Here is a 17,702-nt window from a genome sequence, read left to right as displayed (position 1 = left end):
TATCCTCCCGTTGTTGCTTGGCCGCCGAGTGTAGCGATGGGCCGCGGGTCTGTCAGTGCTCGTATGCGATCGTCGAGCCGCGGATGATGAGCTCCGGCGCCAGTACGATGTGGTCGGTCACGGCCTCGCGCCCGGCAAGGCGGTCGAGCAGCAGCCGCGCCGCGGCTTCGCCCATGTCGCGCTGGGCGATCCGCACCGTGGTCAGCGGCGGCGCGACCATGTCGACGAACGGCATGTCGTTGTGGCCGACCACGGAGACATCGCCGGGGCAGGCGAGGCCGCGCGCGGCGAGCGCGTCATAGACGCCGAGCGCCAGCAGGTCATTGGCGGCGACGATGGCGGTCGGGCGCGTCCGCCGCGCGAGCAGGCGCAGCGCAGCCTCGCGACCCGCCGCCCGCGTATAGGCTTCGACGGCTTCGACCGGCGCATGGCGGGCGGACAGTCCCGCAGCCGCGATGCTGGCCTCGAAGCCGGCGCGGCGGCGCGCGCCGGTCGAGATGTGCTGCGGGCCCGCGACGTGACCGATGCGGCGGTGGCCGAGCGCGACGAGATGCTGGACGGCGAGACGCATGCCGGCGGCATCGTCGCTGGCGGCCGACGGCAGCAGTCCGGCGGCATCGACGCGATTGACCAGCACAACAGGGAGCGCCGCGTCCAGGCAGTGCTTCACGACATCGTCGCGCAGGCTCACCGTCGCCAGCACCAGACCGTCGACGCCGCGGGCAATCAGCCGGTCGACCAGATCCTGCTCCGAGCCCTTGCTGCCGACGTCGACGACGATCGTCGCATAACCCTCGGCGTTGAGATGATCGGCGATGCCGGACAGCACGGGCGGGAAGCCGGGATCGGCGATATCGGGCGCGAGCACACCGATCAGGCCGCTGCGCCCGGTGCGCAGGCCCTTGGCGGCCATGTTCAGCCGATAGCCGAGCGCGTTGGCGGCGGCCTGGATCCGCTCCACGACATCGCCCGCCACCAGATGCTTCATGGCCGGGCTGAGCGCGCGCGACACCGTGGAGGGATGCACGTCGCAGCGCGCCGCGACATCCTTGATCGTCGGACGTGAGGACGCCGCTGCGCGCGGGCTCCTTGTCGATGGCGACGTCCTTTTCATCTCCGCCCCCTGATGCCGCAGCGCAACGACGTTTTGATCGCGCGGTACCTTGACACATTTTGCGTGCATGCAATAAACCCGGCTCTGCAATCGATTGCAATAGCACAATGGGAAACGCCCACATGACAGCCAGCGCGTTGAAGCCGCATCTGGTCAGCCCGGAGCATCTCGATCCGCATTGGCGCTGGGGGCGGGCGATTCCATCGCATGGCCATGTCTCGGTGGATTTCGAGCGCCGCGTCGATTTCGACAGGTTGCGGCGCTACCGGCTGGCGCGGGCGCGCGCGGCGCTGAAGGCGTCGGGCTATGGTGCGCTGCTGCTGTTCGACGTCAACAACATTCGCTACGTCTCCGGCACCAAGATCGGCGAATGGGAGCGCGACAAGCTGTGCCGTTTCGCGCTGCTGGCCGGCGACGGCGAGCCGATCGTGTGGGATTTCGGTTCGGCAGCCGTCCATCATCGTCTGTTCTGCGACTGGCTGGCGCCGGAGAACTGCCGGGCCGGCATGCTCGGCATGCGCGGCACCGTGCCGCCGGCGGTCGGGCTGATGAAGGCGCATGCCGAGGAAGTGATGAGCCTTTTGCGCGCAGCCGGCGTTGCCGACATGCCGGTCGGCGTCGACCTCGCCGAGACCGCGATGTTCTTCGAGTTGCAGAAGGCCGGCATGAAGGTGGTCGACGGCCAGCAGGTCATGCTGGACGCGCGCGAGATCAAGAACATCGACGAGATCATGCTGTTGAATCAGGCCGCGGCCATGGTCGACGGTGTCTATCATTCGATCTACGAGCACCTGAAGCCGGGCGTGCGCGAGAACGACATCGTCGCGCTCGCCAACAAGATGCTCTACGAGATGGGCTCCGACGACGTCGAGGCGATCAATGCCATCTCCGGCGAGCGCTGCAATCCGCATCCGCACAATTTCACCGACCGCATCCTGCGTCCGGGCGACCAGGCGTTCTTCGACATCCTGCAGTCCTATCAGGGCTACCGGACCTGCTACTACCGCACCTTCAACGTCGGCCGCGCCACGCCGGCGCAGCACGATGCCTACAAGCAGTGCCGCGAATGGCTCGACAATGCGATCGCGCTGATCAAGCCGGGCGTCTCGACCGACACCGTCGCCAAGGTCTGGCCAAAGGCCGAGGAGTTCGGCTTTCCCTCGGAGATGGCGGCCTTCGGCTTGCAGTTCGGCCATGGACTTGGACTTGCGCTGCATGAGCGTCCGATCATCTCCCGGCTGGTCTCGCTGGACAATCCGATGGAGATCAAGACCGGCATGGTGTTCGCGCTCGAGACCTACTGTCCGGCGACCGACGGCTTCTCGGCTGCGCGGATCGAGGAGGAGGTCGTGGTCACCGACAAGGGCTGCCAGGTGATCACGCTGTTTCCTGCGGAAGAGCTGCCGATCGCCAACCGCTACTGAGCGGATGGGCAATGCGCCCAATAGAGCGATCTTTGTGATTTTCGTCATTGCGAGCGAAGCGACGTGTCCGCCGTAGCTCGAAGAGCGAAGGCGGAAGCAATCCAGGGCGGGAGTCGTGACTCTGGATTGCTTCGTCGCTTCGCTCCTCGCAATGACGAAGACTGTGATCAGTAACGAGGAGAGGACGATGACCGCGACGCATTCGCTCGGCTGGATCGGCATGGGGCGCATGGGCTATCCGATGGCTGAGCGCCTGCTCAAGGCCGGCCACAAGGTGTCGATCTACAATCGCACCCGCGCCAAGGCCGAGCCGCTGGCGGCGAAAGGCGGCGTCATCGTCGATCATCCCCGCGATCTCGCCGCGTGCGACATCGTGTTCACGATGGTGTCGACCGGCAAGGATCTCGAGCAGGTGTATTTTGGCGACCACGGCCTGGTGGCCGCAAGTTCTGGATCGCGTCCCCAGATCCTGGTGGACTGCTCCTCGATCGGTATCGAGCAGTCGGAGGCGATCGCCGCCAAGCTGAATCAGCTCGGTTGCGAGTTCGTTCGCGCGCCGGTGTCCGGCAACGGCAAATGCGTCAAGGCCGGCAAGCTGTCGTCGGTCGTCTCCGGCCCCAAGGCCGCGTTCGATACGATCGAGCCGTATCTCGCCAAGATCGCCGTCTCCGGCGTGTCCTATGTCGGCGAGGGCGAGCTCGCGCGCATCTGCAAGATCGCGCACAACGTGTTCCTCGGCGTCGTGATCCAGAACCTCGCCGAGATCACCATCCTGGCGCAGAAGGCCGGCGTGCCGCGCCATGCCTTTCTCAACTTCATGAATGCCAGCGTGATGGGCTCGACCTTCACGAAGTACAAGAGCAACGCGCTGGTCAATCTCGATTGGACCACGACCTTCACGCCGCCGCTCTTGCGCAAGGATCTCGATCTCGGCCTGTCGGCGGCGCGCCAGCTCGACGTCGCCATGCCGGTGACGGCGGCGACGCGCGAGGCGCTGCAGGCCCATGTCGGCGCCGCCTCGCTGCAATCGGACCCGGCCGCTTATCTGGAGAAGGATTTCGCGGCGCTGCTGGAGACGGTGGCGCTCGCGGCGGGTCTCAAGCTGCAGCCGGAAAATGTGCCGATGCCGACCGGGCTGGAAACCGAGGGCTAAGCAGGCGCAGGGGTCGTGAGGGCCCGCCAGCGCGTGTCGCGCGCCGACGGGCGGCGGTGCAGGCGGGCATCGAGCGCCTCGCGGGCCGGCAGCAGCGCGCCGCTGCGGATGAGGGACAGGATGTAGGTGTCCTCGATCACCTCGCGCTGGGCGTGGCTGCCGCCGATGCGGGCGAGGTCGCCGATGACAGGGGTGAGCTCGCGCGCGCAGGCGCGCCAATTCTCTTCGGCGAAGGCGCGCAGCGCCCGCAGCATGTGCGGCACGATGCGGCCCGCCGGCAGCGTGCCTTCGGTCTGCCGCCGCTCGATCGCGGCGAGACGGCCCTTGAGCGCCGCGGTATCATCGGTGGCCGCAGCGATCATCACCAGGTGCATCTCGATGAAGGCGAGCGTCGAGCCGGTGAAACGGGGGCTGGCATAGGCCGCCACCTCGGCCCAAGCGCCACCCGGCACGGTGTAGTTCTCCGCCAGCAGTCGCCACAGCAGCGAGGCGCAGTCCGACAGCGTGTTGAGCGGCGGCGCGGTGTCCATCGTCGGTACCAGCACGTCGGTGTAGACTTTGAGTGCCCCGGCGGCATCGCCGCGGTCCAGGGCGCCGAGCGCCTGGTGCCAGCAGATATGACCGTGCAGCATCCCGGTGCGATCGTAGTCGCCGATCCACCCCTCGACGAGCGCATCGGCCTCGTCCAGCGCACCAGCCTCGAACATCGCATGAAGCAGCGCATGCACGGCATAGGCGTTGTGCCGGCGCAACGCGAAGCTGCGCTCGGTGACGGCGCGTCCCTGCGCGATATCACCGGCCTCGGTGAGCGCCCAGCCGTGGTTCGATAGGAACCACCAGTCCTCGCCATAGGCGGCGGCAAACCGGTCGCACAGCTCGCGTCGGGCGGCGTCGTGATCTCTGCGACCGGAAAAGGCCAGCAGGCCGAAGGCGCCGAGCGGCAGCGCCATGATCATGGCGTCACGCGGCCAGCTTTCCAGATGGGCCAAGGTCGCGTCGAGCGCGTCGGTGCCGCGGCCCTCGATGGCGAGCACCAGGGTCGCGACATGGCTCTGCTCGCGCGGCGTGCCGCGCCTGGCGACGAGGTCGCGGGCCCGCTTGATGGTCTGCAGCGCCGCCTCGCGCTGCATATAGATGGCATGAATGCGCGCGCGGGCGGCGTGCGCCAGCGCGAAATCCGGATCGAGCATGATCGCCCGCTCGAACGCATCTGCCGCGCTGGGCCAGAAGGCGAGCAGCAGGTCGACGCCCTCGCGATAGGCCGCGGCCGCATCAGTGGAGGCGGTCGACAGGGGCAGGCCGTAGCGATCCTCCTCCATCTCAGCCCACCCGCGGCCTGCGGCCCTCGATCGGATAGGCCGGATCGTTGTAGCCGGGCGTCGAAGCGTGACCGGTCACGACCAGCCGGTCGATCAGCGCCTCGTCGTCGGCGGCGAAGGGATAGTCAAGCGCGCGGATGTAGTCGTCCCATTGCGCCTCGGTGCGCGGACCCGCGATCACCGAGCTGATGAAGGCGGAGTTGAGCACCCAGGACACGGCGAACTGCCCCGGCGTGAAGCCCTTCGTCTCGGCGTGGCGCTTGATCTCCTGCGCCAGCTTCAGCGATTCGGGCCGCCACTCGGTCTGCATCATCCTGGTGTCGTTGCGGCCGGCGCGGGTCTCCTTGTCCGGCGGCGCATCGGGGCTGTACTTGCCGGTGAGCACGCCGCGCGCCAGCGGGCTGTAAGGCACGACGCCGAGGCCGTAATAGCCGCAGGCCGGCAAGTGCTCGACCTCGGGCATCCGGTTCATCGCGTTGTAGTAGGGCTGGCTGACGACAGGACGGTCAATGCCCATGCCGTCGCAGAGATTGCAGATCTCGGCGAGCCGCCAGGCGCGGTAGTTGGAGACGCCGAAATACCGGATCTTGCCGGCGCGCATGAGGTCGCCAACGGCGCGCACGGTCTCCTCCAGCGGCGTCGCGTGGTCCTCCTTGTGCAAATAGTAGATGTCGATATGCCCGGTGCCGAGCCGCCGCAGGCTTTCGTCCGCGGCCTGCATTACCCAGCGCCGCGACAGGCCGGCGCGATTCGGATCGTCGCCCATCGGGTTGGCGAGCTTGGTGGCGACGATCCAGCGGTCGCGCTCGCGCGCGATGGTGCGGCCGACCACCTCCTCCGACGCGCCCTTGTTGTAGGCATCCGCAGTGTCGATGAAGTTGACGCCGGCGTCACGCGCCTTGGCGATGATGCGGGCCGATGTCGGCTCGTCGGTGGGACCTCCGAACATCATCGTGCCCAGGCAGATCGGCGACACTTTCAGGCCGGAACGGCCGAGCTGGCGATATTGCATTCTTGCCTCATTTCCAAACCGTCACCGCCCGCGGACGGAGTGGATACGATAGCTCTCTCTGCGCGTCATTGCGAGCCACCGGGTCCGCGCGGATGCGCGGCCCGATGACAGGCTCCGCGAAGCAATCCAGAGCCGGGGCGGGACTCTGGATTGCTTCCGCCTTCGCCCGATCGGCTTCGGCGGACGCGTCGTCGCTGCGCTCCTCGCAATGACGGCGGAGAGAGTAGGGCTCTCACTCGCTTTTCAGGATCTTGAACACGCCCGACGCCATCGCGATCACGCGATGCCCGGCCGTCACCTCGGTGGTGATGAACACCAGGCTGCGGGTGATCCGCACCACATGCGGCCGCGACACCAGGGTCTCGCCGATCTTGCCGGACTCGACGAAATGCGTGTCGAACTGGATCGTCGCCATGTGCTCCTTGCCCGCGGCATGGCGGGCCATCATGCCGCAACTGCGGTCCGCCAGCGTCATGATCACGCCGCCCTGGACCAGGCCGCGGCGGTTGTGATGCTTGTCCTCGGTGACGATGGCGTATTCATGGGCGCCGTCGACGACGCGCTGCCACAGCGGGCCGATCAGGTGCAGGAAGCCCGAGGTGTCGACGATCTCCCAGCCGTCGGACGTCATCCTGGCCGCGGCTGATTTCGTCATCGCTGAAGACCTTTCCTGTCGCGCCCGAAATCCGGCTCGCAGATCGTTTCATCCGTCGCTGGCCTGGTGTAGTCAAGCTGCATGCCCATGCCGTTCGACGATGCCACGAGGCGGAAAATCGCAGGCTGCTGTGCCGGTTTCGTGCGGCTGGAGGCGACTGCGGGGGCGGCCTCGCTGAAGCGCGCGGCGGTGGTGATCGCGCTGGCGCCCCACCACGAGACCGGCAACACGGCGCTGCTGCTCACGCTGCGTGCTGCAGGGCTGCGCAGCCATGGCGGGCAATGGGCGCTGCCGGGCGGACGCTGCGATGCCGGCGAGACGACGGTCGAGGCCGCCCTCCGCGAGCTCGCGGAAGAGCTTGGGCTGAGCCTGGCGCCGGATGCGGTGCTGGGCATGCTCGACGACTATCCGACACGGTCGGGCTATCTGATTACCCCCGTCGTCGTATGGGCGGCCAATGGCCGCACGCTGCGGCCGAATCCGGACGAGGTCGCGTCGGTGCACCGGATCGGCCTCGACGCGATCACGGCGGATGACGCGTTCGATTTCACCGCGATCCCCGAGAGCACGCGGCGCGTCATCCGGTTTCACGCCCGCGAGGGCCTCATTCACGCACCCACCGCGGCGCTGATCTATCAGTTCCGGGAGGTGCTGTCCGGCCGCGACACCCGGGTGCATGAGCTGGAACAGCCGGTGTTTGCCTGGAAGTAGCCGCCGTTTCGGCTACAAGGGCGGCATGCTTCATCAGCCGATTCGCACGCTTGTCCTGATTGTCGCCTGCGCCGGGTCCGGCGCGCCGCCTCTGCTGGCCGCGGAACCCGGCGCACCGGTCGCCCCGCGCGAAGCTTTGGCGCAGATGGCATCGCCCGCCGCGATTGCGGAGTATCGGCGCAAACTCGCCGAATATCAGCAGGCGCGCGCGGAGTTCGACCAGGAGGCGGGCGCCTATTGGAAGGCGATCGCCGACAAGCGCCGTGCGCGCAATGCCAAGCGCCGCGATCGTCAGCCGATCGGGCTCGACGACTATGTGCTGGAGCAGCCGCCGGTCTACACCGGGCCGAAGCGGCCGGTGAATCCCGAGCCGGAACCTGAGGGCGAGCCGCGCGAGCGCAAATACATCCCGGTGGTCGCCGACCTCGTGAAGGCGGCACAGGAGCATTTCCAATGGTCGCCGCAGCGCCCCGCCAGCGACATCGATTTCAAGCGCGCCTATGCGCGCTTCGCCGCGGCGTCGGGACTGACTCGCGAGCAGGCGGTGCGCGTCTATGCCTTCGAGACCGGCGGCAACGGCAAGCACGATTCGCAATCGGGCTTCAAGGGCAACCGCGCGATCTCGACGGCGATCGGCTACAATCAGCTCTTGACCACCAACAGCGTCGAGCTGCTGGCCGAGCAGGGTCCGCTGTTCATCCGCCTGCTCGGTGAACGCGTGGCGCGGACGTCCGGGCCGGCACGCGGCGCGATGGAGCACAAGCTCGCGGTCCTGAAGAAGATGGTCGCAATCGCGCGCTCCGTACCGGACGACTGGTCGGCGCATGAGAAGATCGGCAACACGCCGCAGGGCTGGGCCATGCACGCGATGGTGCTCGACATCGACGTCGGGCCGATGCTGCAGACGCACAAGCTCCTGACGTCGGTGCTGTTCGCACGCGCCAAGGGCTACACGAGGCCGCTTTCGGCCGCCGAGCTCGAAATGATGAATCTCACCGGCGACGGCACGGGCTTCGACATGGTGACGATGCCGCTCGAGATGCGCGATCAGGTTCCGACCGCCAACTTCTTCCAGCGCGGCGGCTATGAGCGCAATCCGGTCGCCGTTCGCCACAACACCGTGGCGAAGCTGCTTGCGGTGACGGATTCCAGGATGGACTCGCTCAGCAGCCTGCCCGGCGCCAAGGAGCTGGCGGCCGCGTTCTGAGGCTGCGCGCGCTCGCCTCTACTCATCCGCGCCGAACGAGAAGCTGCCGTCGCCGTCGAGATAGGGGGCGGTCCGCATGTAGAGCTGACCGTTCTGGCCGACGAAGAACAGCGTGCCCTTCGGCACCTTCTTGGCACCCTTGAGCAGCATGTCGGCGTTCTTGGTGCCCATCTTGTAGGCGAGCGTCTTGCCGTCCTTGCCATAGGCGTAACCCATGTCGGGCTTCAGCTCCCACGGCTCCGGCGGTGCGGCGCAGCTCACGCTGGTCAGTGCGCCGAGCGCCCCCAGGGCGATCAGGGCTTTCAGAAACGGGCTCTTCATGTCCTCCTCCAATCGATGTCGTCTCGAACAAATCGCGAACGCGTTGGCATCATCGTGGCCCCGTCGCAGCGCGGTGATCGTTGGCGGATTTTCCATTCGCCGATCTCGCGATTATCCTGCAGCGTGGTTTAGAAACATAGGCCAAGAAAACACTTTGGGGATGATTCGGATGAGCCTCGTCACGAAGATCGGTTGGGTTGCGGCGTTGTCGCTGGTGACGTTGGCATCCGCCCGGGCCGACGACTTCAAGCTGTCCAACAACCAGCGCATCGCCTGCAGCCGCGGTCTCTCCGCCGGCAAGCTCAATACGGCCGTTTGCAAGTCCTACGCCTACCTCTTCAACGTGAAGACCTCGGAATATTTCCGCTGCCAGGTCTCACTGTCGCTGACCCGGGACAACAAGGAGGTCATCAACGTCCAGACCGACGGCGGCTGCACCAGGAAGCCGCGCGTGTTCGACACCGATTCCAAATACGAGTTCGATGCCACCGAGACCGAGCCGGCGAACACCAACTCCTTCTTCGGCAATGGCGGCTATTCGATCTGGGTGGCGGATACGACCCAGCAGAAAGTGCGCGGCTGCATGACGATCTCGTCCGGGCTCGGCTCGGACATCTCCAAGTGCGTCGACATGACGTTCCAATGAGCGGCGGCCTTGCGAGGGAGGCAGCCCGCCGCTCTGGGCTGCACCTGCGGTTCAAGTTGGTGTTACTGTCAATGTAAGATTGAACGCGGGGGCGCATCGGTCCCGGCCTCGCGCCGTGGGAGCGGGAGAGGCTGGTGCGCCAGTCTTTCGGATGGGTTGACCCCGCGCCCGCAGCCGTCCAATTTGCGGCAAAATCAATGGGAGGATCCATGCGTTTCTCGAAAATCTCTGGCACTGCAACCGGTTTCATTCTGGCGGCCGCCTGCATGCTCGCGGCGCCGGCGGCGCAGGCACAGAGCTTCATCAACGTGCTCACCGGCGGCACGTCGGGCGTCTACTATCCGCTCGGCGTCGCCATCGGGAAGATCTACGGCGACAAGATCCCCAATGTGAAAACCCAGGTGCAGGCGACCAAGGCCTCGGTCGAGAACCTGATCCTGCTGCAGCAGGGACGCGGCGAGCTCGCCTTCGCGCTCGGCGACTCCCTGAAGGCCGCCTGGAACGGCGAGGAGGAGGCCGGTTTCAAGACCAAGCTGGACAAGCTGCGCACCATCGGCGCGATCTATCCGAACTACATCCAGATCGTCGCGACGGCCGAATCCGGCATCAAGACGCTGGCGGACCTCAAGGGCAAGAGCCTGTCGGTCGGCGCGCCGAAGTCCGGCACCGAGCTCAACTCGCGCGCGATCCTCGCCGCTGCCGGCATGAGCTACAAGGATCTCGGCAAGGTGGAGTATCTGCCCTTCGCTGAATCCGTCGACCTGATGAAGAACCGGCAGCTCGGCGCCACCTTGCAGTCGGCTGGCCTCGGCGTCGCATCGTTGAAGGATCTGTCGACCTCGTCGCCGATCACCGTGGTGTCGGTGCCGAAGGAGGTCGTCGACAAGATCGGGCCCCCGTTCGTCGCGGCAACCATCCCGGCCAACACCTATACCGGCCAGGACAAGGATGTGCCGACCGCAGCCGTGATCAACTATCTCGTCACCAGCTCGGCGGTATCAGACGATCTCGCCTATCAGATGACCAAGCTGATCTTCGAGTCGCTGCCGGAGCTCGCCAATGCGCACGCCGCCGGCAAGGAGATCAAGCTGGAGACGGCGGCGCAGGACAGCCCGGTGCCGCTGCACCCGGGCGCGATCCGTTACTACAAGGAAAAGGGCATCCTGAAATAAGGACGCTGCTCGCCCGGCATGCCTTGCAGGCCGGGTCATTCGCAACCGGCTGCGCGGGAAACCTTCCGCGCAGTCTTGTCGTTCAGGTGATTGCGGCCATGGTCAGCAGCGCCTGATGGGCGCGTTGGGGGGATCATGACGATCGAAGCCGTGAACATGGAAACGCCGGTCAAGGTCGAGTTCGACAATTTCGAGCACGGCTTTCCGGAGGGCTTCGGTCCCGGCCGCTGGGGCTATCTGGCCTACGGCATCGGTCTCGCGTTCGCGCTGTTCCAGCTTTATGTCGCCGCCTTCAACTATCTGCCGAGCCAGGTCGTGCGCGGCGTCCATGTCGGCTTCCTGCTGCTGCTCACCTTCGGCCTGATCGGCAACTTCACCGCCAGGACCGATGCGGGACGGATCGCGGGCTGGACCGTCGGCGCCATCGGTTTCCTTTGCGGCCTCTATCAGTGGATCTTCTACGCCGACCTGATCGCGCGCGATGGCGATCCGACCCGCGTCGATCTCGTGGTCGGAACCCTGCTGGCGGTCCTGATCTTCGAGGGCACGCGCCGGCTGATGGGACTCGCGCTGCCGCTGATGTGCGGCGCCTGCCTGTTGTACTGGTTCTTCGGCCAGTATCTGCCGGCGCCGCTCAACCATCGCGGTTATGATTTCGATCAGATCGTCACGCATCTGTCGTTTGGCACCGAGGGCTTCTACGGCGTGCCGATCTACGTCTCGGCGACCTACATCTTCCTGTTCATCCTGTTCGGCTCGTTCCTCGAGCATGCCGGCATGATCCAGCTGTTCACCGACGTCTCGCTCGGCCTGTTCGGTCGCACCCGCGGCGGTCCGGCCAAGGTCGCGGTATTCGCCTCGGGCATGATGGGCACGATCTCGGGCTCGGGCGTCGCCAATGTCGTCACCGTCGGCCAGTTCACGATTCCGCTGATGATCCGGTTCGGCTACCGCCGCGCCTTTGCGGCCGGCGTCGAAGCCACCGCGTCGATGGGCGGCCAGATCATGCCGCCCGTGATGGGCGCGGTCGCCTTCATCATGGCCGAGACGCTGGGCGTCGATTACTCGGTGGTGGTCAAGGCCGCCGTGATCCCGGCGATCCTGTATTTCGCCTCGGCGTTCTGGATGGTGCACCTGGAGGCCGGCAAGCACGGCCTGACCGGCATGAAGACGTCGGAGATCCCGAGCGCCTGGAAGGCGCTGGTGGCGCGCTGGTATCTCGTGCTGCCGCTCGCCGCGCTGGTCTACATGCTGTTCGAGGGCTTCACGCCGCTGTATGCGGGCTCGATGGGACTCGCGCTGACGGTGGCGCTGATCCTGGGCACCTCGATCACCATGGGCTTCTCCAACCAGGTGCTGCGCTACGTATTCTGGATCGGGCTCGCGCTCGTCGTCGGCGCGCTGTCGCGCAACGGCCTGCAGATCATACCCGTCGCCTCCGTCGTCGTCGCGCTCATCGTCATCACCGGCTTCGTGCGCGGCGGCATGGGCACCTTGCACGCCTGCCGCGATTCTCTGGCGGAAAGTGCGAAGTCGGCGCTGACCGTCGGCATGGCCTGCGCCATCGTCGGCGTCATCATCGGCATGATGACCCAGACCGGCGTCGGCTCGATCTTCGGCAGCTGGGTGATCGGCCTCGGCAAGACCAGCCTGTTCGCGGCGCTGATCATGACCATGCTGCTGTCGATCCTGCTCGGCACCGGCATCCCGACCATCCCGACCTACATCATCACCGCAGCGCTCGCAGCCCCCGCGCTCGCCAAGCTGGGCGTGCCGCTGATCGCGAGCCACATGTTCGCGTTCTACTACGGCATCATGGCCGATCTTTCACCACCGGTCGCGCTGGCCGCGCTGGCCGCCGCCCCGATCGCCAAGGAGAATCCCGACAAGATCGGGTGGGAGGCGATGCGGATCGCGCTCGCCGGCTATGTCATTCCGTTTCTGTTTGTCTACTCGCCCGCGCTGATGCTGCAGCCAGGCGACCCGATGGAGGCGCAACTCGGCTTCATCGGCGCGGTCGCCTATGCCTCCGTCAAGGCGCTGATCTCGATCGGCTTGTTCGGCATGGTGGCGATCGGCTTCCTGTACGTGCGCATGACCCTGGTCGAGCGCCTGCTGGCGTTTGTCGCGTCCGTCTGCCTGCTCGGCGAATTTCCCTACAGCGACATGCTGGGATTTGCACTGGCGGTGGTGATCGTGGTGTGGCAGTGGCGGCAGCGGCCGCCGGCTGCCGTGGCGGCCTCCGCTTGAGCCTCTGCCTCGCGTCATCGGGTGTGGTGAAGGCGCTGGCCCTCGCCGGCTTCACCTTGGCCTGGACCCACTCGGTCGAGAAGACCGCGTGGCAGGAGGACTGGCGCGTCACGCCTGACGGTCTCGAACTGGTGCAGGCCCGCGTCAAGGGCTCCGGCGCCGGCATGGAGCCGCCGCCGGAGGCACGGCTGGTCGATGGCTGGTTCCAATGGCAGGCCCAGCGGGGTCCGCTGTCGCGGATCGTGCTCGCCAATTCCGGCGCGGCCGGCGAGTGGCGCATCTGCGCGGACGGGCAATGCCGGACGCTGTCGGACATCTTCGGCCATGACATCGGCGCCGCGACGATCACGATGAGCGCCTGTACCGAATAACGAACAAACGACGGGAGAACGCGATGGATCGTCTCAGGGGCAAGGTGGCGCTGGTGGTCGGTGCGGGCTCGATCGGGCCGGGTTGGGGCAACGGCAAGGCCACGGCCGTGACCTTTGCGCGGCACGGCGCCAAGGTATTCTGCGTCGACCGCAACAAGGACGCCGCCGCGGAGACGGCCTCGATCATTTCAGGCGAAGGCGGGCAGGCCGAGGCGTTCACCGCCGATGTCTCGAAGGCCGTCGAGGTCGAGGCGATGGTGAAGGCTTGCGTTGCCGCCTATGGCCGCATCGACGTGCTCGACAACAATGTCGGCATTGCCGAGATGGGCAGCGTGGTCGATGTCGATGAAGCGGAATGGGACCGCGTGTTCGCGGTCAACCTGAAGAGCGCCTATCTCGCCATGAAGCACGTCATTCCGGTGATGATCGGGCAGGGCGGCGGCTCCATCATCAACATCTCCTCAGTGGCTTCGATCCGCCAGGTCGGCATTTCCTATGTCAGCTATGGCGCCAGCAAGGCGGCGATGAACCAGATGACACGCACGACCGCGGTCGAGTTCGCGCCGAAGCACGTCCGCGTCAATGCGATCCTGCCCGGGCTGATGAAGACGCCGATGGTCGAGCACTCCGCGGGGCTGGCCGCGAGCTACGCCAAGGGCGATGTCGAGGAGATGTGGAAGAAGCGGGATGCGCAGGTGCCGATGGGGCATATGGGCGACGCCTTCGACGTCGCCAATGCCGCCTTGTTCCTCGCCTCCGACGAGTCGCGCTATGTCACCGGCACCATGCTTGTGGTCGATGGCGGGCTGACCTGCAGAAGCTAACTCTCTCTGCGTCATTGCGAGCGAAGCGAAGCAATCCAGGGCCGAGCAAGGACTCTGGATTGCTTCGTCGCCTGCGGCTCCTCGCAATGACGAGGTGCGATACACTGCGCGATTATTGCGCCATTGCCAGCATGCTGCCGCCGATCGCGTGCCACGCCGACGTCACGCTGATCGGCCAGTTCAGCAGCTTTACGGCGATCAGCGCGAGTCCGCCATAGACGTAGACCGGGTGGACCCGTCCGAACGTGCGGCGGTCGTGGATGATCGCGACGACGAGCAGCAGGTAGGCGACGAAGGCGGGCGGGATCGTCACGAACACCGGCGGCGGGCCGAGCGGGCCGGGGGGCGCCAGAAATGTCAGGAACCAGCGCGCCACGGCGGCGTCCAGCAGCGAGACGCCGGCGAGCAGCATCAGCCGCTTGTGCGTTTCCGGCTGGCGCAGATGGACAATCGCGAGCGCGAAGACCACGGCAAAGAAGGCGATGCCGCTGAGCGGCACGATCGCAAAGGCGATGCCCTCGTTGGACTGCCCGATCGCGGCCGAACGCTTCATCGCCTCGATGGCAACGAGGAAGCCGAAGATCGTCATCGCCGTGGCGAGCGATACGCCGACGATGCCGAGCGAGCGGTGCCACGCCGTGCGTCCGGATGCGGCAAGCCAGCTCTGCAGCGCGAAATACAAGGTCCAGGTGAAGAACAGGAAGCCGTGGAAATGAATCACGGGCGCGCCGGAGAATGAGCCGCGGGCCAGTGGCAGCCAGTAGGTCGGCGCGAAGCCGATGATCGCAATGGCCATGCAGGCCAGAGCCATGTTGAAATAGAAATAGCGCGCAGGGGACGCAACGACGCCGCGTGCGCGCGAATTGTCGGTCAGAATAGTCATGCGGTTGTGTCTGCGGGAACCGCAACAGGTTCAAATGACGATCGAGGACGTCGCCGGGGCGCGCATCCACAACATCTTGAAGGGAATGCGCGGCACGATCACGCGCATTTCAGCCGGGGGCCGCGATCAGCTCGCGAGCCCCATTCGCAAGGGTTGCCTTCTGCAGGAAAGGACTGTCGCACCGCTGCTGCCGCTGTATAGTTGAAGTCGCCGCAGAGGCGGTTACGCCCCGCGCGCCATGCTGGATCGCCCACGACCTGAGAGAGCCATCTGCCTTGATCTCATCCGCCTCCTCCTGGGCTGCAGCCGGTCGCCGGAATGGGCTGCTGCGCCTTGCCGCGCTGGTCACGCTCGGATGGCTGGCTTCGACCCAGGCCCATGCGGTCGGCGCGGCCGAGCCTGGCAAGGAGCCGGCGGTGGATGCCGGTGCCTGCATGGCGGCCTCGGAGGCGCGCGATGGCGACAAGGTGCTCACCGAATGCGGCGCCGTGATCGACAATCCCAAGGCCGCGAGGGCCGATCGCATCAACGCATTGATCGCGCGCGCCTCGATCTTCATCACCAGGGGGGAGATCGATCGCGCCATCGCCGATTACGGCGTCGCCTTGCAGCTCAACCCGACGCTCGCCAGCATCTTCAATGCACGCGGCGAACTGCATCGCAAGAAGGGCGACCGTCCGAAGGCGCTGGCCGATTTCGCCGCGGCGCTGCGGCTCAATCCGGATCACGCCAGCGCCCGCAGCAACTATCACGCGCTCGCAGTGGAGCTCGAGCGCATGGGCGCGCAGATGGCCGTCGCGGGCCGGCCGAGCTTCAATTGCGCCGCGGCGCGGCGCGCCGTGGAAAAGGCGATCTGCGCCGATCCGGAGCTCGCCAATCTCGATCGCGAGATCGACGGCGCGCAGGCCCGCGTCGTTCGCGAGGCGGCCGGCCCCGCCGCGGCACGCGCCCTGCAGCGCGAACAGGACGCGTTCATCGCGCGGCGCAACGCCGGCTTTGGCAGGCCCGGCTACGATCTCAAGAAGGCGATGCAGGACCGCCTGCGGCGGCTGAACGGCGTCGACGGCTATTGATCATCGGCGTGGCCGCTTGAACCGGGTTCCGGCCGGAGACGACAACGGGGGAGATCAGCGTCTCAACCCGCAACAGTCGAAATTCCGAGCCCACGCCGATGCACGCTTTCATCCATTCGATTTCATCCCGCTCATCCTACCTCGCGCTGCGTTTTGCAACCGGCCTTGCCCTCGGCCTCGGGGCGTTGCCTGCGCTCGCCGCGGATCCCGAATGCGCTTCGGGCAGCAAGGCGCCACCGTCCGAGCTCATCGCCGCCTGTTCGACCGCAATCGAGCAGGCAGCGAGTTCGCCGAAGGATCAATCCATCGCCCTGGTCGCCCGCGCCGACGCCCGTGCCCGCACCTCGGGCGGCATGACCCAGGCCCTGAAGGACCTCGACCGTGCCATCGCGCTCGACGGCAAGAATGCGCGCGCCTACCGGCTGCGTGGCGACCTGATGCGCGAGGCCGGTGGCGATGCCGGCAAGGCGGCGGCCGATCTGAGCATGGCGATCTCGCTCGATCCGAATGACGCCGAGGCCTATGAGCTGCGTGGCGTTGTCTATACCGAGCAGCGCCGTCTTGATCGCGCTCTGGCCGACTACGACGAGGCGATCCGCCTGAAGCGCGACTTCGCGCAGGCCTATGCCGACCGCGGCGTCGCCTTCTACCTGCGCGGCGACAATGAGAAGGCGGTGCGCGACTATGACGAGGCGATCCGGCTCGACCCCGAACGTCCCCGCACTTTCACCAACCGTGCCGCCGCCTACAAGAAGCTCGGCCAGATGGACAAGGCGCTGGCCGATGACGACGAGGCGATCCGGCGCGATCCAAAGGTGTCGGAATATTACGACAATCGCGGCCTCACCTACGCCGCCATGAAGGAGTACGACAAGGCGATCGCCGATTATGACCAGGCGATCCGGATGGAGCAGCGGGCGAATTTCCTCACCAATCGCGGCGATTCCCATCAGTTCAAGAACGAGCTCGGCGCGGCCCTCGGCGACTACGACGCTGCGCTGCGGATCGATCCGAATTTCGCGCTCGCCTACAACAACCGTGCGGTGCTGTACAAGAAGATGGGCGAACGCGCCAAGGCGCTGGCGGATTACGAGGCGGCGCTGCGGCTGGATCCCGGCAACGACAATGCCATCGCCGGCCGGCGCGTCATGCTGGCCGAGATCAAGACGTTCGGCGCCGAGCCGCCGCGCCCGTTGAATGCGCCTTCGGAGCGCAGCGGGCCGTCGTTCGAATGCACCGCCGCCGTGCGCGAGGTCGAGAAGGTCATCTGTGCCGACCCGCAGCTGTCGGTGCTGGACCTCGGCATCGCCGAGAGCTACGCTCGCCGGCTCAAATCGTCCCGTGGTCGCCTTGCGGCCGAACTGCGCAGCGCACAGCGTGACTTCATCGCCGAACGGAATGCCCGGTTCGGCAAGCCCGGCTACGACCTTCGTCTAGCCCTGCAGCGACGTTTGGACATGCTGCGCGACGCAGGGCATTGATCCGCCCGGGAAAGTGACCGGACTCCAGGTTGCGCCTGATCTGGATCAATTCATGACGGCTTGAACTGTCGCTTTGTCCCGTGACA

18 protein-coding genes are annotated in these 17,702 nt (G+C 66.3%); 12 read left to right on the top strand and 6 right to left on the bottom strand.

Going from position 1 to position 17,702, the window contains the following annotated elements:
* Positions 1–52 precede the first annotated feature (52 nt).
* Entirely contained in the window at positions 53–1,114 is a 1,062-nt protein-coding gene (locus tag ACQR10_RS24440) for a LacI family DNA-binding transcriptional regulator (RefSeq protein ID WP_316218056.1), read from the bottom strand.
* Positions 1,115–1,236: 122 nt separating this feature from the next.
* On the opposite strand from ACQR10_RS24440, the gene ACQR10_RS24435 reads away from it, so the two are divergent.
* Together ACQR10_RS24435 and ACQR10_RS24430 are read left to right on the top strand one after the other, a co-directional pair.
* Positions 1,237–2,538 carry a M24 family metallopeptidase gene (locus ACQR10_RS24435; RefSeq protein WP_315758877.1) on the top strand — a complete coding sequence of 434 codons (1,302 nt, stop codon included), beginning with the start codon at positions 1,237–1,239 and terminating at the stop codon, positions 2,536–2,538.
* A gap of 187 nt (positions 2,539–2,725) precedes the next feature.
* The gene (locus ACQR10_RS24430) at positions 2,726–3,691 is read left to right on the top strand and encodes an NAD(P)-dependent oxidoreductase (protein ID WP_316181080.1); all 966 of its coding nucleotides are present in this window, start codon (positions 2,726–2,728) and stop codon (positions 3,689–3,691) included.
* On the opposite strand, the gene ACQR10_RS24425 is transcribed toward ACQR10_RS24430, so the two are convergent.
* The 3 genes from ACQR10_RS24425 to ACQR10_RS24415 form a co-directional block, all read right to left on the bottom strand.
* A complete protein-coding gene (locus ACQR10_RS24425; protein ID WP_316218055.1) occupies positions 3,688–5,010 on the bottom strand; it encodes a tetratricopeptide repeat protein in 1,323 nt (440 codons plus the stop codon). The two genes, ACQR10_RS24430 and ACQR10_RS24425, sit on opposite strands and share 4 nt — an antisense overlap.
* A 1-nt stretch (position 5,011) precedes the next feature.
* Positions 5,012–6,022, bottom strand: a complete 1,011-nt coding sequence (locus ACQR10_RS24420; RefSeq protein ID WP_316181083.1) for an aldo/keto reductase — start codon at positions 6,020–6,022, stop codon at positions 5,012–5,014.
* A gap of 232 nt (positions 6,023–6,254) precedes the next feature.
* Positions 6,255–6,677, bottom strand: coding sequence for a PaaI family thioesterase (locus ACQR10_RS24415; protein ID WP_315804635.1), 423 nt, complete (start codon positions 6,675–6,677; stop codon positions 6,255–6,257).
* 81 nt (positions 6,678–6,758) lie between these two features.
* Between ACQR10_RS24415 and ACQR10_RS24410 the strand changes: the two genes are divergently transcribed.
* Positions 6,759–7,388 (top strand): NUDIX hydrolase, encoded by a 630-nt coding sequence (locus ACQR10_RS24410; protein ID WP_316181086.1) that lies wholly within the window; start codon positions 6,759–6,761, stop codon positions 7,386–7,388.
* Positions 7,389–7,413: 25 nt separating this feature from the next.
* Entirely contained in the window at positions 7,414–8,595 is a 1,182-nt protein-coding gene (locus tag ACQR10_RS24405; RefSeq protein WP_316218053.1) for a hypothetical protein, read from the top strand.
* 18 nt (positions 8,596–8,613) lie between these two features.
* Here the strand turns inward: ACQR10_RS24405 and ACQR10_RS24400 are convergent, their stop codons facing one another.
* Positions 8,614–8,916: a hypothetical protein gene (locus ACQR10_RS24400; protein WP_315804632.1), complete on the bottom strand. Its 303-nt coding sequence runs from the start codon at positions 8,914–8,916 to the stop codon at positions 8,614–8,616.
* A gap of 169 nt (positions 8,917–9,085) precedes the next feature.
* Here ACQR10_RS24400 and ACQR10_RS24395 point away from each other — a divergent pair, with 169 nt between their 5' ends.
* The 5 genes from ACQR10_RS24395 to ACQR10_RS24375 all read left to right on the top strand — a co-directional run bounded on the left by ACQR10_RS24395 (position 9,086) and on the right by ACQR10_RS24375 (position 14,179).
* A complete protein-coding gene (locus ACQR10_RS24395; protein ID WP_315804631.1) occupies positions 9,086–9,562 on the top strand; it encodes a hypothetical protein in 477 nt (158 codons plus the stop codon).
* A gap of 209 nt (positions 9,563–9,771) precedes the next feature.
* On the top strand, positions 9,772–10,734 hold the full coding sequence (locus ACQR10_RS24390) for a TAXI family TRAP transporter solute-binding subunit (RefSeq protein WP_315804630.1): 963 nt from the start codon (positions 9,772–9,774) through the stop codon (positions 10,732–10,734).
* Between the two features lie 156 nt (positions 10,735–10,890).
* The gene (locus ACQR10_RS24385; RefSeq protein ID WP_434885799.1) at positions 10,891–12,984 is read left to right on the top strand and encodes a TRAP transporter permease; all 2,094 of its coding nucleotides are present in this window, start codon (positions 10,891–10,893) and stop codon (positions 12,982–12,984) included.
* Positions 12,981–13,355 carry a DUF1850 domain-containing protein gene (locus ACQR10_RS24380; protein WP_315804629.1) on the top strand — a complete coding sequence of 125 codons (375 nt, stop codon included), beginning with the start codon at positions 12,981–12,983 and terminating at the stop codon, positions 13,353–13,355. Before ACQR10_RS24385 ends, ACQR10_RS24380 begins: the two co-directional genes overlap by 4 nt.
* Positions 13,356–13,378: 23 nt before the next feature.
* The gene (locus ACQR10_RS24375; protein ID WP_434885794.1) at positions 13,379–14,179 is read left to right on the top strand and encodes an SDR family NAD(P)-dependent oxidoreductase; all 801 of its coding nucleotides are present in this window, start codon (positions 13,379–13,381) and stop codon (positions 14,177–14,179) included.
* Positions 14,180–14,291: 112 nt separating this feature from the next.
* Here ACQR10_RS24375 and ACQR10_RS24370 read toward each other — a convergent pair whose 3' ends face one another.
* Positions 14,292–15,062 carry a hypothetical protein gene (locus tag ACQR10_RS24370; RefSeq protein WP_434912101.1) on the bottom strand — a complete coding sequence of 257 codons (771 nt, stop codon included), beginning with the start codon at positions 15,060–15,062 and terminating at the stop codon, positions 14,292–14,294.
* 34 nt (positions 15,063–15,096) lie between these two features.
* Between ACQR10_RS24370 and ACQR10_RS24365 the strand changes: the two genes are divergently transcribed.
* The 3 genes from ACQR10_RS24365 (at position 15,097) to ACQR10_RS24355 (ending at position 17,616) form a co-directional block, all read left to right on the top strand.
* On the top strand, positions 15,097–15,267 hold the full coding sequence (locus ACQR10_RS24365; RefSeq protein WP_315804626.1) for a hypothetical protein: 171 nt from the start codon (positions 15,097–15,099) through the stop codon (positions 15,265–15,267).
* 118 nt (positions 15,268–15,385) lie between these two features.
* Entirely contained in the window at positions 15,386–16,135 is a 750-nt protein-coding gene (locus ACQR10_RS24360) for a tetratricopeptide repeat protein (protein ID WP_316218072.1), read from the top strand.
* A 98-nt stretch (positions 16,136–16,233) separates the two neighbouring features.
* Entirely contained in the window at positions 16,234–17,616 is a 1,383-nt protein-coding gene (locus ACQR10_RS24355) for a tetratricopeptide repeat protein (protein ID WP_434912100.1), read from the top strand.
* Positions 17,617–17,702: the final 86 nt, after the last annotated feature.

The sequence above is a fragment of the Bradyrhizobium sp. HKCCYLRH2060 genome (genome assembly GCF_051168135.1).
GTDB lineage: Bacteria > Pseudomonadota > Alphaproteobacteria > Rhizobiales > Xanthobacteraceae > Bradyrhizobium.
This window is presented reverse-complemented; position numbering and strand designations above follow the sequence as displayed.

Bases quoted from the DNA above. Each gene is read 5' to 3' on its own strand.
- ACQR10_RS24435 (WP_315758877.1), top strand. From the start codon at position 1,237: ATGACAGCCAGCGCGTTGAAGCCGCATCTGGTCAGCCCGGAGCATCTC.
- ACQR10_RS24365 (WP_315804626.1), top strand. From the start codon at position 15,097: ATGACGATCGAGGACGTCGCCGGGGCGCGCATCCACAACATCTTGAAG.
- ACQR10_RS24355 (WP_434912100.1), top strand. From the start codon at position 16,234: ATGCACGCTTTCATCCATTCGATTTCATCCCGCTCATCCTACCTCGCG.
- ACQR10_RS24390 (WP_315804630.1), top strand. From the start codon at position 9,772: ATGCGTTTCTCGAAAATCTCTGGCACTGCAACCGGTTTCATTCTGGCG.
- ACQR10_RS24420 (WP_316181083.1), bottom strand. From the start codon at position 6,022: ATGCAATATCGCCAGCTCGGCCGTTCCGGCCTGAAAGTGTCGCCGATC.
- ACQR10_RS24370 (WP_434912101.1), bottom strand. From the start codon at position 15,062: ATGACTATTCTGACCGACAATTCGCGCGCACGCGGCGTCGTTGCGTCC.
- ACQR10_RS24430 (WP_316181080.1), top strand. From the start codon at position 2,726: ATGACCGCGACGCATTCGCTCGGCTGGATCGGCATGGGGCGCATGGGC.
- ACQR10_RS24440 (WP_316218056.1), bottom strand. From the start codon at position 1,114: ATGAAAAGGACGTCGCCATCGACAAGGAGCCCGCGCGCAGCGGCGTCC.
- ACQR10_RS24410 (WP_316181086.1), top strand. From the start codon at position 6,759: ATGCCCATGCCGTTCGACGATGCCACGAGGCGGAAAATCGCAGGCTGC.
- ACQR10_RS24375 (WP_434885794.1), top strand. From the start codon at position 13,379: ATGGATCGTCTCAGGGGCAAGGTGGCGCTGGTGGTCGGTGCGGGCTCG.
- ACQR10_RS24405 (WP_316218053.1), top strand. From the start codon at position 7,414: ATGCTTCATCAGCCGATTCGCACGCTTGTCCTGATTGTCGCCTGCGCC.
- ACQR10_RS24395 (WP_315804631.1), top strand. From the start codon at position 9,086: ATGAGCCTCGTCACGAAGATCGGTTGGGTTGCGGCGTTGTCGCTGGTG.
- ACQR10_RS24425 (WP_316218055.1), bottom strand. From the start codon at position 5,010: ATGGAGGAGGATCGCTACGGCCTGCCCCTGTCGACCGCCTCCACTGAT.
- ACQR10_RS24385 (WP_434885799.1), top strand. From the start codon at position 10,891: ATGGAAACGCCGGTCAAGGTCGAGTTCGACAATTTCGAGCACGGCTTT.
- ACQR10_RS24400 (WP_315804632.1), bottom strand. From the start codon at position 8,916: ATGAAGAGCCCGTTTCTGAAAGCCCTGATCGCCCTGGGGGCGCTCGGC.
- ACQR10_RS24415 (WP_315804635.1), bottom strand. From the start codon at position 6,677: ATGACGAAATCAGCCGCGGCCAGGATGACGTCCGACGGCTGGGAGATC.